12 protein-coding genes are annotated in these 15,824 nt (G+C 48.8%); 9 read left to right on the top strand and 3 right to left on the bottom strand.

The window, feature by feature from the left end; genetic code table 11:
* The first annotated feature begins 80 nt into the window (after window positions 1-80).
* Together NQ546_RS13190 and NQ546_RS13185 are read left to right on the top strand one after the other, a co-directional pair.
* Entirely contained in the window at window positions 81-677 is a 597-nt protein-coding gene (locus NQ546_RS13190) for a TetR/AcrR family transcriptional regulator (RefSeq protein WP_004290628.1), read from the top strand.
* 126 nt (window positions 678-803) lie between these two features.
* Window positions 804-2,420: an ABC-F family ATP-binding cassette domain-containing protein gene (locus NQ546_RS13185; protein WP_004290629.1), complete on the top strand. Its 1,617-nt coding sequence runs from the start codon at window positions 804-806 to the stop codon at window positions 2,418-2,420.
* A gap of 225 nt (window positions 2,421-2,645) precedes the next feature.
* On the opposite strand, the gene NQ546_RS13180 is transcribed toward NQ546_RS13185, so the two are convergent.
* Window positions 2,646-3,521, bottom strand: a complete 876-nt coding sequence (locus NQ546_RS13180; RefSeq protein WP_039953264.1) for a CPBP family intramembrane glutamic endopeptidase — start codon at window positions 3,519-3,521, stop codon at window positions 2,646-2,648.
* Window positions 3,522-3,659: 138 nt separating this feature from the next.
* On the opposite strand from NQ546_RS13180, the gene NQ546_RS13175 reads away from it, so the two are divergent.
* Window positions 3,660-4,706, top strand: coding sequence for a leucine-rich repeat domain-containing protein (locus NQ546_RS13175; protein ID WP_004290631.1), 1,047 nt, complete (start codon window positions 3,660-3,662; stop codon window positions 4,704-4,706).
* Window positions 4,707-4,729: 23 nt separating this feature from the next.
* Here the strand turns inward: NQ546_RS13175 and NQ546_RS13170 are convergent, their stop codons facing one another.
* On the bottom strand, window positions 4,730-6,865 hold the full coding sequence (locus tag NQ546_RS13170) for a Tex family protein (protein WP_004290632.1): 2,136 nt from the start codon (window positions 6,863-6,865) through the stop codon (window positions 4,730-4,732).
* 101 nt (window positions 6,866-6,966) lie between these two features.
* Here NQ546_RS13170 and NQ546_RS13165 point away from each other — a divergent pair, with 101 nt between their 5' ends.
* From NQ546_RS13165 to NQ546_RS13140, 6 genes are all read left to right on the top strand, one after another.
* A complete protein-coding gene (locus tag NQ546_RS13165) occupies window positions 6,967-8,877 on the top strand; it encodes a sensor histidine kinase (RefSeq protein WP_004290633.1) in 1,911 nt (636 codons plus the stop codon).
* A gap of 20 nt (window positions 8,878-8,897) precedes the next feature.
* Complete coding sequence (locus NQ546_RS13160) at window positions 8,898-10,643, top strand: bifunctional metallophosphatase/5'-nucleotidase (protein ID WP_039953339.1); 1,746 nt, start codon at window positions 8,898-8,900, stop codon at window positions 10,641-10,643.
* Between the two features lie 45 nt (window positions 10,644-10,688).
* A complete protein-coding gene (locus NQ546_RS17415; protein ID WP_171031162.1) occupies window positions 10,689-11,030 on the top strand; it encodes a hypothetical protein in 342 nt (113 codons plus the stop codon).
* Window positions 11,031-11,175: 145 nt separating this feature from the next.
* Entirely contained in the window at window positions 11,176-13,473 is a 2,298-nt protein-coding gene (locus tag NQ546_RS13150; RefSeq protein WP_039953265.1) for a TonB-dependent receptor, read from the top strand.
* Window positions 13,474-13,544: 71 nt separating this feature from the next.
* Window positions 13,545-14,423 carry a helix-turn-helix domain-containing protein gene (locus NQ546_RS13145; RefSeq protein ID WP_004290637.1) on the top strand — a complete coding sequence of 293 codons (879 nt, stop codon included), beginning with the start codon at window positions 13,545-13,547 and terminating at the stop codon, window positions 14,421-14,423.
* Window positions 14,424-14,506: 83 nt separating this feature from the next.
* Window positions 14,507-15,268 (top strand): creatininase family protein, encoded by a 762-nt coding sequence (locus NQ546_RS13140; RefSeq protein WP_004290638.1) that lies wholly within the window; start codon window positions 14,507-14,509, stop codon window positions 15,266-15,268.
* A 118-nt stretch (window positions 15,269-15,386) separates the two neighbouring features.
* Here the strand turns inward: NQ546_RS13140 and NQ546_RS13135 are convergent, their stop codons facing one another.
* A complete protein-coding gene (locus NQ546_RS13135; RefSeq protein ID WP_004290639.1) occupies window positions 15,387-15,809 on the bottom strand; it encodes a BT0820 family HAD-type phosphatase in 423 nt (140 codons plus the stop codon).
* Window positions 15,810-15,824: the final 15 nt, after the last annotated feature.

Below are 15,824 nucleotides of genomic sequence, written 5' to 3'. Positions count from 1 at the left end.
AATTTTCCAGATATTAATAAACCTGTTTATTTTTAGGCCGGAAAATGAATGACTGACTAACTATTTTTGTATGTAACTATATGGATGAGAGTACTGAAAAAAGAATAATTGCTTTTACTTCACAATCTTTGAGGCAATATGGTATCCGGGCTGTTCGTATGGATGATATTGCCCGGAATATGAATATTTCTAAACGGACTATATATCAGATTTATACAACAAAAGATAATCTTATAAATACCTGTTGGCGGGTCTATCAGAGCAGAATTGAGAATACATTCCATATCATCAGGTATGATTCTCCTGACATATTGGAATATCTTTGGGCGGTTTCTAAAGCATATATCGAGAATTTATATAAGGCTGCATGTGTCTTTTGGCTTGATGTTTCCCGGCATTTGGAATATAAATACATCTATAGTCTATACAATCGTATATGGTCGGACGAGTTAGAGAAAACCCTTTCGGCTTGCCTGAAGGAGAGACATATCATTCCGGATTTGGAAGTACGTACGTTCGTTGAGTCCTTTACAGCCTTGCTTTATAATGCAAGGGTAGCGGAATGTCTGCCTGCCATGCTGCATAGTTCGGCGACCTTTATGCTCAGGGGGATTATGACGGAGTCGGGCATCGGGTTATTTGACAATATTCTTCGGAAGAATCAGGTAATAAGCTGAAAAAGGCTCTTTACAACTTCTGGCATCTTACTTTATTCTGCTGAAGTCTACCTGAATCTCGTGGATTTTTCCTACCTTTGCACCCGCAAATTGCAGAATTATAGGTATTAAATAGTAAATATAAAGATGATTACAGTCTCGAACGTATCGGTACAGTTTGGTAAAAGAGTGTTGTTTAATGATGTGAACTTGAAGTTTACAAGTGGTAATTGTTATGGTATAATCGGTGCTAACGGCGCTGGAAAATCCACTTTCCTGCGGACTATCTCAGGAGACTTGGATCCGACAACGGGATCTATCATGTTGGGGCCGGGTGAGCGTCTTTCCGTTTTGAGTCAGGACCACTTCAAGTGGGATGCTTATACGGTGATGGATACTGTGATGATGGGACACACAGTGTTGTGGGACATCATGAAGCAACGCGAAGAGCTCTATGCCAAAGAGGACTTTACCGATGAGGACGGCTTGAAGGTTTCCGAACTGGAAGAGAAATTCGCCGAACTCGACGGCTGGAATGCCGAAAGCGATGCAGCCGCCTTGTTGAGCGGGTTGGGCATCAGGGAGGACAAGCATTACGTGCTGATGGGCGAGCTGAACAATAAGGAAAAAGTACGTGTGATGTTGGCGCAGGCCCTGTATGGCAATCCCGATAACCTCTTGCTGGATGAGCCCACCAATGACTTGGATATGGAAACCGTTACCTGGCTGGAAGACTACCTTGCCAACTTTGAACATACTGTCTTGGTGGTAAGCCACGACCGCCACTTCCTCGATTCTGTTTGTACGCATACGGTGGATATTGATTACGGAAAGATTAACCTTTTTGCCGGTAATTATAGTTTCTGGTATGAGTCGAGCCAGTTGGCTCTCCGTCAGCAGCAGAATCAAAAGGCTAAGGCCGAGGAGAAGAAGAAAGAGCTGGAAGAGTTTATCCGCCGTTTCAGCGCCAATGTGGCGAAGAGCAAGCAGACCACCAGCCGCAAGAAGATGCTCGAAAAACTGAATGTGGAAGAAATCAAACCGTCATCCCGTAAATATCCGGGTATCATCTTTACTCCGGAACGCGAACCGGGAAATCAGATTCTGGAAGTATCGGGACTGACCAAGACACTGGAGGACGGTACGGTGCTGTTCCGCGATGTGAATTTCAATGTGGAGAAGGGGGATAAGATTGTATTCCTCTCACATGACCCGCGTGCCATGACTGCTTTGTTTGAGATTATCAACGAAAACATGAAACCCGATTCCGGAACTTTCAATTGGGGTGTTACGATCACTACAGCCTATCTGCCGTTGGATAATACGAGCTTCTTTAATACGGATCTGAATCTGGTGGACTGGTTGAGCCAGTTCGGCGAGGGCAATGAGGTCTACATGAAGAGCTTCCTCGGACGTATGCTTTTCTCCGGTGAAGAAGTGCTGAAGAAGGCAAGCGTATTGTCGGGAGGTGAGAAGATGCGTTGTATGATTGCACGTATGCAGTTGCGCAATGCCAACTGCCTGATTCTGGATACGCCGACCAACCACCTCGACTTGGAGTCTATTCAGGCATTCAACAATAACCTGAAGACGTATAAGGGCAATATCCTGTTCTCATCCCATGACCACGAGTTTATCCAGACCGTGGCAAACCGTATCATCGAGCTGACTCCGAACGGTATTATTGACAAGATGATGGAGTATGATGAATATATCACTTCCGACCACATCAAGGAATTGAGGGCAAAGATGTATAATAAATAATATAGGTTAGGGTGTCAAAACTCTGACAAGCCTATCATTAGCTTCGCTCAAAACATCTTTTATTTCTTACGCTAATGTATAGTCTGTCATGCAGAACGTAGTGAAGCATCTCTTCTCCTACTCACACAGAGAGTAGATTCTTCGCTTCGCTCTGACTATACCTTAATAAAAAAGGTAGAAGAGGTTTTGAGCGAAGCTAATGACAGAGTAAAATGATAGTTAATGTTAGTTTTGACACACTTTCCTATCTTTTTTACTGAACATTTTTAAAATCACTCCTGTTCCCAGTATCATTAATACTGTACAAAGCATGGAGCCTTCAAAGCCGAAAGCGCCTCCGTTCATCAGGTTGGCTTCGGGCAGATGGAGTGTCAACATGCTCTCACCGAATTTATTCCCGCTGACTTCATATCCCAAGACAGGACCTTGTATCCAGTTCCAGAACCAATGTAATGCTATCGGAAAGCAGAGGTTGCGGGTATATATATAGGAAGAACCCAAAAGGACACCTGCCAGCAGAATATTGATAAAGGACAGGAAGTTGAAGTTCGGATTGCCTATATGAATCAGTGAGAACAGAACGGAGGAAAAGAACAAAGCCCAGAATTTATTTATCCCGCCTTGCAGCATCCGTTCCAGTACAAAGCCCCGCAATGCCAGCTCTTCCGTAACGGCTACCAGCAAGAAGAAAACAAAGCTGATCAATAGGGAAGAAGGATTGAATGTAACTCCTGTAATCTCTACCGCCCCTGCCAATAAGGATATGCCGAAGCCTACTGCATAAAGAACGATTGCCAGCAACACTCCTGATAATAAATCCTTTCGGCGCATTGCCAACGAACGCCCCAGACCTGCCAATGACAATCCGCGGAAGTGCCACACAATCCAGGCGGAAAGGAATACGCCTATCAGCATCAGTGTTTCGCTCAGCATGAAGACAAACATGCTGTCCGGACTTTCTTTGTCCGTTTTCAGAAACAACACAGAGAAAGGAATATTCATGATCGTAACAAGTATAACGGCCAATGCGGCAAATGCAATAATGTCGATTGCAACTTTTCCAAAACGTTTGATTGGGAAGTCATTTTCTATATTTTCCATATATCGGTAAAGTGATCTTTTGTTTGACACATCCTCTCTTAACTCTGGCAAAAATAATAATAAAAAGAAAAAATCATTATTCGGAATTGGCAGTTTCTTCTTATCTTTGAAAAATAAACTCAATCTGACACTTAAAACATGAACCTGAAAAAGATATTTTTAGTAATAGCCGGCTTGGGCATCCTATTGAACAGCTCTGCCCAGACTTCCAAAAGGTATACCGTTGCAAAGCCCGGCACTTTGGTAGAGATGCTGACCGAGGAGGAAGCTAACGAGATAACGCACCTTGTCTTGCAGGGCAAGCTGAATGCCATTGATTTCCGCCACTTGCGGGATGAGTTCAAGAAACTGCAGATACTGGATATATCCAATGCCTCTATCAGCATGTATGCCGGAAAGAACGGTACGCACCCCGACCGTTTCTATGTCTATCCTGCCAACTGCATCCCGTCTTACGCCTTTTGTAAGCAAATCAATGATAGCGTGTTTGCAGGAAAAACTTCTTTAACCCAAGTAATCCTGTCCGACAAGGTCAAGAATATAGAGGATGGCGCATTCAAGGGATGTACCAACCTGAAGATTTGTCAGATACGTAAGAAAACTCCCCCGAATTTGTTGCCCGGAGCTTTGGCCGACAGTGTGACAGCCGTATTCGTACCGCTGGGCAGCAGTGACGCCTATCGAAATGGCAAAAGGTGGGAGACATTCGCGTTTATAGAAGGTGAGCCGGTGGGTGTCACTGTGCAGATAGCTGCTATGGGCAGCCTTGCCAGTGAACTTATTCATGCAGGCATACAGCCCAAAGATGTGAACTTCCTTACGGTGGAAGGAAAAATGGATGAGGCGGACTTCACTTTGATACGTAATTACATGCCTAATCTGGTGAGTGTGGATCTCTCCCGGTGTAATGCAACGGTTATTCCCGACTATACATTTACGCAAAAGAAATATCTGCTCAATATCAAGCTTCCCCATGGCTTGAAAAGTATAGGCCAGCGTGCATTTAGCGGGTGCGGACGCTTGTGTGGCACGTTGGTATTGCCTTCCGGTGTGACGGCCATAGAATATGGCGCGTTCATGGGATGCGACAACTTGCGCCATGTTCTTGCCACCGGCAATAAAATCACCACTTTGGGCGATAATCTTTTCGGCAATGACAAGGATAAACTGATATATAGAGATTAGTGATTAACGTTAATCACTAACCCCTAAATACGTTCCACTCCGATCATAGTCAACTGTATGCGTTTCCGTTCGGTATCCACGCCCAGTATCTTGACGCGTACCTGTTGATGGATGGACACAATCTCATTGGGGTCTGATACATACTTCTGCGCAAGCTGGGAGAGGTGTATCAGGCCGTTTTCTTTGATGCCTATATCGACGAAAGCGCCGAAATTGGTGATGTTGCTCACGATGCCCGGCAGCTCCATGCCAATGCGAAGGTCGTCAATCGTACGCACGTTCTTGTCGAACTCGAATACCTTGATAGGCCCGCGCGGGTCGCGTCCCGGTTTTTCCAGTTCTTGCAGAATATCTTTCAGGGTGGGCATCCCGACGGTGGGAGAGAGGTATCGTTCCGGTTGTATCTTCAATCGCAGCTCCTTGTCGGCTATTAATTCGGCTACACTGCATCCCAGGTCCTTGGCCATTTGCTCCACAATATGGTAACTTTCGGGATGCACTGCCGTATTGTCCAACGGGTTCTTGGCATCCGGTATGCGCAGGAAACCGGCGCATTGTTCGAAAGCCTTGGCGCCCATGCGCGGAACTTTCATCAATTCTTTACGGGAGGAGAACGCTCCGTTCTCTGCCCGGTAATTCACGATGTTCTGCGCCAATTGCGGGCCGAGTCCCGATATATATGTAAGCAAGTGGCTGCTTGCCGTATTCAGGTTCACGCCGACGAGGTTGACGCAGTTCTCTACGGTCTGGTCGAGAGATTTCTTGAGTTTGCTTTGGTCTACGTCATGCTGGTATTGTCCCACACCGATTGATTTCGGGTCTATCTTGACAAGCTCTGCCAACGGGTCCATAAGCCGGCGGGCAATGGACACTGCACCGCGTACGGTGACATCATATTCTGGAAACTCGTCTCTGGCAATCTTGGAAGCGGAATAGATGGAAGCTCCTTGTTCGCTGACGATGAAGATCTGCACTTCCCGGTTGAATGTCTGCCGTTTCAGGAAATCCTCTGTCTCGCGGCTGGCGGTGCCGTTTCCAATGGCGATGGCTTCGATCTTGTAGGCCTCTATCATCTTTTGCAGTTTGGCGAATGCTTCTTTGCTTTGGTTCACAGGCGGATGCGGATAGATATTCTCATTATGCAGCAAATTGCCCTGTGCATCCAGGCATACCACCTTGCAGCCGGTACGGAATCCCGGATCTATTCCCATTACCCGCTTCTGCCCTAATGGTGAGGCGAGTAGCAGTTGCCGCAGGTTTTCCGCAAAGACGCGGATGGCTTCATCATCGGCACGCTCCTTACTTTGTGCGGCAAACTCTGTTTCGATGGACGGTTTCAGCAGACGCTTGTACGCGTCCTGTACGGCTTCGGCCACCTGTTTTCCGCAGGCATTGTTGCTCCGCACGAACTGTCTTTCCAACCGTTCCACGCACTCTTCGTCATTCGGGCTGATACTCACTTTGAGCACCCCTTCGGTTTCGGCGCGCCGAATGGCAAGCAAGCGGTGCGAACTGCAACGTTTCAGGGATTCCGAACAATCGAAATAGTCTCTGTATTTGGCTCCTTCTTCCTCTTTTCCTTTCACAACTTTGGCGGTCAGTACGGCTTGGCGTGCAAAGGTATTGCGCAGAGTGTTGCGGGCTCGTTCGTTTTCGCTGACTTGCTCGGCAATGATGTCGCGTGCGCCTTTCAGGGCATCGTCCGCATCTTTCACGTCGCCTTTCACAAAACCGGCGGCACGTTGTTCGGGATGAGGCTCGCGTTGGAGCATCAGTATGGTGGCGAGCGGTTCGAGTCCTTTCTGGCGGGCTGCTTCCGCGCGTGTTTTCCGCTTGGGCTTGTAGGGCAGGTAGATATCTTCGAGAACGGTGCCGTCCCACGTTTCTTCAATGCGCTTTTGCAGTTCCGGAGTCATCTTCCCTTGTTCCTGAATGGTGTTGATGATGGTTTCCTTCCGCTTGGCCGTTTCGTTCAGCTTTTCGTAATGGGTTTGGATGGCTTCTATCTGTACTTCATCCAGTCCGCCTGTCATTTCTTTACGGTAGCGGCTGATGAAAGGGATTGTTGCTCCGTCATTGAGCAGGGACAATGTCTGTCCGATTTGTTTTTCTGATATGCCGAGAATGGCAGCTATCATGTTGTGGAAGATTTGTGTCATGTCAGCTTCTTTTTAATAATGCGTGCCAAAAGTACGAAAAACAATCTTTCTTTGTGCCTTTTTTGAGTTTTATTGTATCTTTGCGACAGTTCCCCGGGATTATGAGATTATTTAAGAATATATTTTATAGAGCATTGCTCTGCCTGACGGCGTTTCTTTTCCTTGCGCGCCCTGCCTTTGCGGTGACGGGCGACCATCCTGTGCTTATCATCAGTTCTTATAATCCTGACGCGGGCCAGACTTCGGGCAATATTTCCGACTTTATGGAAGAGTTTCAGCGCTTGGACGGGAAGTGCGGGGTAGAATTGGAGAACATGAACTGCAAAAGTTTCTCCGAGGCTCCTTGGTGGAAGCAGAGAATGGTGGGCATCCTTTCCAAATATCAGGGCACAAAGATTCCTTCGCTCATAATACTGATAGGGCAGGAAGCGTGGGCAGCCTATTTGTCGCTGGAGGACTCCGTCCGGGGCGAAGTGCCGGTGATGGTGGCATTGGCCAGCCGCAATGTGGTGCTTTTGCCGGAGCATGGCACAGACCTGAAAACGTGGATGCCCGAATCGTTGGATTTCCTCGACGATTTTCCCGACTCTCCGATTAAGAGTGGATTTATTTATCAATATGACGTAGAGGCCAATATCCGCATGATAAAGCAGTTGTATCCCAAGACGGAACACATCGCTTTCATTTCGGACAACAGCTACGGCGGCGTCACCTTGCAGGCGCATGTGGTGAAAGAGATGAGGAAATTTCCGGAATTAGGGCTTATCCTGCTGGACGGACGTGTCAACACCATTTATACCATTAGCGACAAGCTGCATGCTTTGCCGCCCAATACCGCCTTGCTCATGGGAACATGGCGGGTGGACATGAACGACGGTTACTTCATGCGCAATGCCACTTACGCCATGATGGAGGCGGCTCCCGACCTGCCTGCTTTCTCCATCACCTCTGCGGGCATCGGCTATTGGGCTTTGGGCGGAGTGGTGCCTCATTACCGCCCTTTGGGCAAGGGGCTGGCGCAGCAAGCCGTCCGTCTGTTGAAGAATCCGGAGAAAGCCATGCTGGAGATTATTCCCACCCAGACCGTCATGGACGGCAAACTGATAAAGGAGAAGGATCTGGATATATCTTCACTTTCCGGACCTGTGGAATTGGTAAATGTAACTCCGTCTTTCTATGAGCAGTACAAATATCATATATGGGGGATAGCAGCCGTTCTGCTCAGCCTGTTGGTGGGATTGTTCGTCTCTCTCTATTTCTACTATCACACGAAGAAACTGAAAGACGAATTGGAAGTCTCCGAGGCATCCTTGCGTGAGGCGAAGGAGAGGGCGGAGGAGGCAAACCGCCTGAAGAGTGCATTCCTTGCCAATATGAGTCATGAGATACGCACACCGCTGAATGCTATTGTGGGATTTTCGGATGTGCTCTCTGCCGGCGATATTCCGTTGGAGGAGCAACGGGGATTTTTTGAGATTATCAAGGCGAATTCGGACTTGCTGCTCCGGCTGATTGATGATATTCTGGACCTTTCCCGGCTGGAGGTGGACCGGGTGACCTTTACGCAGGAAAAGTGTGATGTGGTGCAGGTTTGTACGCAGGCTTTGGCCTCTGTGGCACAGGCGCGCCGGTCGGCCAACAGGTTCCTGTTTGAAAGTCCGCTGGAAAGTCTGGAGCTCCATACGGACATCCAGCGTATGCAGCAGGTGATCATAAACCTGCTGTCCAATGCGGATAAGTTTACGAAGAACGGCACGATAACATTGAAGGTGGGGCTGGACGAGAAGAGGCATGTTGTGCTCTTTTCTGTGTCCGACACAGGCTGCGGCATACCGTTGGAAAAACAGAAGAAAGTGTTCGAACGCTTTGAGAAACTGAACGAATATGCTCAGGGCACAGGGCTTGGCCTTGCCATCTGCAAACTGATTGTGAAAAAGTGGGGTGGGAAGATATGGGTAGATCCGCATTATACACAGGGCGCCCGTTTTCTTTTTACCCATCCGCTGGATTGATAAAAGAAGAAAATAAGAGTATGAAGAGACGAATTTGTTGCTTTGTATGGCTTTTCCTGCTGCTCGGAACGGTTGCGGCACAGGAGAAGGTCGTTAAGTTGAAGATAGTACAAACCAGTGACATACATGGGAACTACTATCCCCATGATTTTATTTTGCAGAAGGATGCCGCCGGGAGTTTGGCGCGTGTATATGCTTTTGTGCAGAAAGAGCGCGAGACGTATAAAGACAACCTGATTCTGCTGGACAACGGTGATATTCTGCAAGGGCAGCCTACGGCTTATTACTACAACTACATTGATACTGTGTCGCCGCACCTGACGGCCGAAATGCTGAACTACATGGGCTATGATGCCGGCAATATGGGCAACCACGATGTGGAGACCGGACGTGCCGTTTTCGATCGTTGGGCAGGCGATTGCCACGCCCCTGTGCTGGGAGCCAACATCATTGATACGGCTACGGGTAAGAATCATTTCCAGCCCTACGTGACGCTTGAACGCGACGGTGTAAAGATTGTGGTTCTCGGCATGATAACACCCGCTATCCCGATGTGGCTGTCCGAAAACCTGTGGAAAGGCCTGCGCTTTGACGATATGGAAACAACGGCGCGCAAGTGGATGAAGATAATTCGTGAGAAGGAACGCCCGGATGTTGTAGTGGGTATGTTCCATGCCGGACAAGACGCTTTGCTGATGGGCGGCAAATATAGGGAGAACGCTTCGCTGGACATAGCACGCAATGTGCCGGGGTTCGACATCGTACTTATGGGGCACGACCATGCCCGCGAGTGCAAGAAAGTGCAGAACGTGGCGGGCGACTCCGTATTGGTGATGGACCCGGCGAGCAACGGCGTGGTGGTGAGTGACATTGACCTGACTGTGACGCTGCGTAATGGCAAGGTAGTGGATAAGCAGATCAACGGTGTGCTGACCGAAACCGGTGACTACGGCATCAGTGAGGACTTCATGAAGCATTTTGCGTCGCAATACGCCACCATCCAGAATTTCGTATCGAAGAAGATAGGGCATTTGACGGAGACAATCTCCACCCGTCCCGCTTACTTCGGCTCTTCTGCTTTCATCGACCTGATCCATACTTTACAGCTTAACATCAGCGGTGCGGATATTTCGTTGGCGGCTCCTCTGTCCTACGACACCCGGATTGAGGAAGGGGATGTCTATGTGTACGACATGTTCAACCTGTATAAGTACGAGAATATGCTCTACACCATGCGCCTTTCGGGCAAGGAAATACACGATGTTCTGGAAATGTCTTATGCCCTGTGGACCAACCGTATGGCTTCTCCCGACGACCACATCCTGCTGTTCCGCGACAAGCCGCGCGAAGGTGCGGCAGACAGGGCGTCTTTCAAGAATTTCAGCTTTAATTTCGATTCGGCGGCAGGCATCGTCTATACAGTGGATGTGACGAAACCGGAGGGACAGAAAGTGACCATTCACAGCATGGCCGACGGCACTCCGTTCGATATGGACAAGATGTATGCGGTGGCTCTCAACTCTTACCGGGGCAACGGCGGTGGGGAACTGCTGACCAAAGGTGCGGGAATCCCTCAGGACAAATTGAAAGAACGTATCATCCGTTCTACGGATAAGGATTTGCGTTACTATCTGATGCAATACATAGAACGGAAGAAGGTAATCGAACCGCGTGCGCTCGGCCAGTGGAAATTTGTTCCGGAGGAATGGGCGGCTCCTGCTTCCAAACGCGATTATGAGTTTCTCTTTGGTAAAGTTCAGGAATAATTCGTACCTTTGCAACCCGGATAGAACAAACAAGATAATAAGGACGTGAGAGGATTGAAAAGAACAATATGCGCATTATGCTTGCTGGCACTCTTTGTGGCCTATCAGGCAAGTGTGACGGCTTTCACTCACGTCCACTACGTTAATGGGGTGCTGATTACCCACTCGCACCCTTTCCACAACCAGCACTCACATTCTGCCACTTCGCTGATTGTCATAGGGCTGTTGTCCCACTTCAGTTCGGACAAACCGGACTGCTGCGAAATGTTGCATCCGATGCGTGCTTTGCTGCGGGTGCTCGAAAATGCAACCGACACGCCTGTCGTAAAAGGCAAAACGTGCCGGGTGATTTCACTTCGCGCTCCCCCCTGTTTCGTTACACTTTGATATTTTTCCGCATCAACGTCGGGCATTTGCCATGCCTGCGTTGCCATTGATCGTAACTGTTTACAATTGGTTTATATCAAGAGCATCTGTTGTTCGGAGCGTATAAGCTGATTGTGTGTATTTACTTAAAAAAGCGATTATTCAAATGAAACATTATATATTGGCGCTGGTGCTTGCCATGGCAAGCATCAACGCAGCTATTGCTGCAAATCCCATCAGGGAAGGCAATATGATTTCCGGCCATGTCCTTGTGAAAGGCTCGGAGGAGAACATACCGTATGCCACTGTTTTGATAGTGGGCAGCGGACAGGGAACGGTGTCTAATGAAGAAGGCCAGTTTGAACTCAAGAACCTTCCGGCGGGCAAATACACCTTGCGCGTATCCGCGGTAGGCTATAAAACACAGGAAAAGGAGATCGAGGTGAACAAAGACTTCACCGCCGTTGTACATTTCCAGATGCAGGAGGAGAGCTTCATGACAGATGAGGTCGTAGTATCGGCCAATCGCAATGAAGTGAGCCGTAAGGCAGCTCCTGTGGTGGTAAACGTGATGAGCACCAAACTTTTTGAAATGGTGAATTCCACCGACCTTGCCAAAACACTCAACTATCAGTCGGGACTGCGTGTGGAGAATAACTGTCAGAACTGCGGCTTTCCGCAAGTGCGCATCAATGGACTGGAAGGGCCTTACTCCCAGATCCTGATTAACAGTCGCCCCATTATCAGTGCCTTGAGTGGAGTGTACGGGCTGGAACAGATACCGGTGAACATGATTGAGAGGGTGGAAGTGGTGCGCGGTGGCGGCTCGGCGCTGTTCGGCGCGAATGCTGTGGGCGGAACCATCAATATCATTACCAAAGACCCTATCAATAATTCCTTTCAGGTGTCGAGCATGTTCTCCAATATGGACGGCAAGTCATGGGAGCAGTATATGGGCGCCAATGTCTCTCTGGTGGCCAAAGACAACTCCTACGGCATCGCTCTTTACGAAAGCTATCGCAACCGCAATCCTTACGACCGCGATGGAGACGGCTTCTCCGAACTGGGCAAGCTGAACATGAATACTTTCGGCTTTCGCGCCTATTACCGCCCTACGCATTTCAGCCGCATCAATCTGGAATATCACACTACGAACGAGTTCCGCCGCGGCGGCAATAAGTTCGACCTCCAGCCGCACGAAACGGACATCACAGAGCAAACCAAGCATATCATCAACAGCGGTGGCTTGAGCTACGACCTCTTCTGGCGTGAATATAAGCATAAGATCTCATTGTACGGCTCCATTCAGCACACCGACCGCAACAGCTACTACGGTGCGCAGAAGGACCTGAACGCTTACGGCAAGACAAAAGACTTGACTTGGGTGGCAGGCGGCATGTACGTAGGCAATATGGATAACTGCCTTTTTGCCCCCGCCACTTTTACGGGCGGGCTGGAGTATCAGAACAATTCCATGCACGATGTGATGACGGGCTATCACCGCGACATGCAGCAGGATGTCCGCATTGCCAGTGCCTTTGTGCAGAATGAATGGAAGATGAATGTCCTGACCATGCTGGTGGGCGCCCGGCTGGATAAGCACAATCTGATAGACAAGTTGATTTTCAGTCCCCGCGTCAATCTGCTCTATAAGCCTTCCGAGGATTTTCAGGCGCGTCTGACGTACTCCACCGGTTTTCGTGCGCCGCAAGCCTATGATGAAGACCTCCATGTCACAGCAGTGGGCGGTGAGGGTGTGCAAATCAAGCTGGCGGACAACCTGCGCGAAGAGCGTTCCAACAGTTACAGCGGGTCGGTGGACTGGACCACTCATTTGGGACATTGGCAGGCCAACATACTTGTGGAGGGCTTCTATACGGACTTGCGCCATGTTTTTGTTCTTGAGGACATCGGAAAGAACGACATAGGCGATGTTATCAAAGAACGCCGTAACGGCAATGGCGCCCGCGTGTACGGAGCAAACCTCGACGCCAAGATTGCCCATGGCAAGGAAGCGCAGTTCCAGTTGGGCTTTACCGCGCAGCGCAGCCGCTACACCCACGAGGAGGCATGGACAAAAGTGGACGGTGTGGACCTGACTACCAAGCGCATGCCCCGCACACCGGATTATTACGGTTACTTCACTTTCTCGTCTGCTCCGGTGAAGAATTTCGACTTCTCACTGTCCGGCACTTATACGGGCAAGATGATTGTGCCGCACTATGCCGGATATATCGAAAAAGACCGCATGGAGAATACGCCCCAGTTCTTCGACCTCAATCTGAAGCTGAATTATACGTTCGTGCTGCACGACCACATCAAATTCCAGCTGAATACGGGCGTGCAGAACATCTTCAATAGTTTTCAGAAAGATCTGGATAAGGGAGAATTCCGCGATGCCGGTTATTTTTACGGCCCTACACAACCGCGTACATTCTTCATAGGATTTAAAATAATGAATTAGGATAACATTCACGATTTTTAAATTAATTATTTCGCGAATAATCCTATATTTGCCGGCAAAGCACAAGACCAATGAATACAAAACAGATACGCAATGTCGACATATCCGGCATACAACATCTACCTATGATTGACTTTATCGGCAATGATTTTGCTATTTTTGATGATATCAGGGACATTCCTTTTACGCCATATCCCACTCGTCTGAATGCGGCCTGTCTTGCAGTCTGCCGGAAAGGCCGGTGCAGGATGAATATCAATCTGCAGGAGTATGAAATGAGGGAAGGAATGCTCTGCATCATCCTGCCCGAACAGATTGTGCAGCAAGGTGAGCGCTCTGATGACTTCTCCGGCAGCTTTATAGCGGTGTCCAGAGACTTCATGGATGTGGTGATACCCACCATGCAGCAACTGTTCCCCATGTTTTTCATGATAAAGGAGCGGCCCTGCATCAAGGTCACCGCCGAAGAGTTACAGGCATTCGAGGAATATCATTCTTTTCTGTGGAGGAAAGTGAGGCTGAAGGACAATCCGTACCGTAAAGAGATTACGCAGGGATTGTTGCTGGCGCTGTTCTATGAAATCTATGATATTTATCAGGGGCACACCGCGAAGGAACGTACCCCGAAAAGCCGTAAGGAGGATTTGTTTGAGCACTTCATCCGGTATGTATCCGAGGGCTATAAAGAGGAGAGGAGTGTGGCCTATTATGCCGGCAAGATGTTTCTCACGCCCAAGCACCTTTCTACCGTAGTGAAAGAGGTGAGTGGCAAGACGGCGGGCGAGTGGATTGACAGTCTGGTGATTCTGGAGGCGAAAGCCTTGTTGAAATCATCCGAGCAGAGCATTCAGGAAATAGCCGATGAACTGCATTTTGCCAACCAGTCATTTTTTGGAAAGTATTTCAAGCATCATACGGGCATGTCGCCTAAGGAATATAGGAAACAGTAGTGTGAGCGTTCACTATATAACACAGGGCTGAACCGCTGGAAATCCGGTGCGGTTTGCAGTGGAAGCCTTTAAAATAAAGTAGTATGGAAAAAAGAGAAATTGATCTTACCGTTTCCTGTTATGGGAAGGTGAAAGATGTGAAGTATGATGTTGTCATTCTTCCTTGGGGGGCTACCGAGCCTCATAACCTGCATCTGCCTTATCTGACAGACTGTATTCTTCCGCATGATATTGCCGTAGATGCCGCTACGCTGGCATTGGAACGTTCCGGTGTGCGTTGCATGGTGATGCCTCCCGTACCTTTCGGTGCGCATAACCCCGGACAGCGCGAGCTTCCTTTTTGTATTCACACCCGTTATACCACCCAACAGGCCATTCTGGAGGACATTGTAGCTTCTCTTTATGTTCAGGGCATACGCAAACTGGTGATCCTCGGCGGACATGGCGGGAACAACTTCAAAGGGATGATTCGCGATCTTGCCGTTACTTATCCCGACTTCCTGATTATGGCAACCGATTGGTTCAGCATCATTCCCACCAAAGGCTATTTTGAGGCCGACATAGACGATCATGCCGGCGAATCGGAAACTTCTGCCATGATGTACTATCACCCCGAACTGGTGAACCTTGCTGAGGCCGGTGACGGAGCTTCCCGTCCGTTTGCCATCGCTTCGTTGAATGAGAAAGTGGCATGGACGCCCCGCCATTGGGATAAGGCTACGGTGGATAGTGGAGTGGGGAACCCCAAGAAAGCTTCCGCGGAAAAGGGAGAACGCTATCTCAAGCCGGTTATCGAGAAACTGGCAACGCTCTTTGCGGAAGTCGGACAGCACGATCTTTATTGAGAGGCTTTTCCTCTCTTTTCGCCCTGCCCGGTAATATATAAAAAAGGGGGGGGAGGTGTGCGGGAATGATAGTCGAACTTCATTCCCGCACACCTCCCCCTGGTTTTTTAGTGCACCTCTAAAAACTAAACCTGCTCCAGAACCCGCCTTTCTTTCTTGGGGGAGCTTCATCCATATTGCGATATAACTCCTCGTATGTCAGTTTCTTCTGAATCATGCGGTATATATCTCCCCAATCGGGCAGGCCGCCTAAATTGCGGTCGTCAATAAAGATATCCGCCTTTACCTTGCGCGAGAAACCATGATGTGCAGCATCTTCCTCTGGATAATCCCGGTTTATGGCATAAAACTCCACGCCCCGTTCCCTGCACCATTCCACAGCTTCTTTCAGAAGTTCTCCTTCGCGTACGGTCCACAGTATCAGCCGGTGATGATCTTTCATCAGCATTTTCAGCGTATCGGTGGCAAAAGGAATTTCGTTTCCTATCTTAGGGTAGCGGTGCTCTACGATTGTGCCGTCAAAATCAATGGCGATGGTCATAGGTCAGTTTTTGAT

It is taken from the genome of Bacteroides eggerthii (assembly GCF_025146565.1).
GTDB lineage: Bacteria > Bacteroidota > Bacteroidia > Bacteroidales > Bacteroidaceae > Bacteroides > Bacteroides eggerthii.
This window is presented reverse-complemented; position numbering and strand designations above follow the sequence as displayed.

Bases quoted from the DNA above. Each gene is read 5' to 3' on its own strand.
- NQ546_RS13135 (WP_004290639.1), bottom strand. From the start codon at position 15,809: ATGACCATCGCCATTGATTTTGACGGCACAATCGTAGAGCACCGCTAC.
- NQ546_RS13185 (WP_004290629.1), top strand. From the start codon at position 804: ATGATTACAGTCTCGAACGTATCGGTACAGTTTGGTAAAAGAGTGTTG.
- NQ546_RS13180 (WP_039953264.1), bottom strand. From the start codon at position 3,521: ATGGAAAATATAGAAAATGACTTCCCAATCAAACGTTTTGGAAAAGTT.
- NQ546_RS13170 (WP_004290632.1), bottom strand. From the start codon at position 6,865: ATGACACAAATCTTCCACAACATGATAGCTGCCATTCTCGGCATATCA.
- NQ546_RS13150 (WP_039953265.1), top strand. From the start codon at position 11,176: ATGAAACATTATATATTGGCGCTGGTGCTTGCCATGGCAAGCATCAAC.
- NQ546_RS13145 (WP_004290637.1), top strand. From the start codon at position 13,545: ATGAATACAAAACAGATACGCAATGTCGACATATCCGGCATACAACAT.
- NQ546_RS13160 (WP_039953339.1), top strand. From the start codon at position 8,898: ATGAAGAGACGAATTTGTTGCTTTGTATGGCTTTTCCTGCTGCTCGGA.
- NQ546_RS13165 (WP_004290633.1), top strand. From the start codon at position 6,967: ATGAGATTATTTAAGAATATATTTTATAGAGCATTGCTCTGCCTGACG.
- NQ546_RS13175 (WP_004290631.1), top strand. From the start codon at position 3,660: ATGAACCTGAAAAAGATATTTTTAGTAATAGCCGGCTTGGGCATCCTA.
- NQ546_RS13140 (WP_004290638.1), top strand. From the start codon at position 14,507: ATGGAAAAAAGAGAAATTGATCTTACCGTTTCCTGTTATGGGAAGGTG.
- NQ546_RS13190 (WP_004290628.1), top strand. From the start codon at position 81: ATGGATGAGAGTACTGAAAAAAGAATAATTGCTTTTACTTCACAATCT.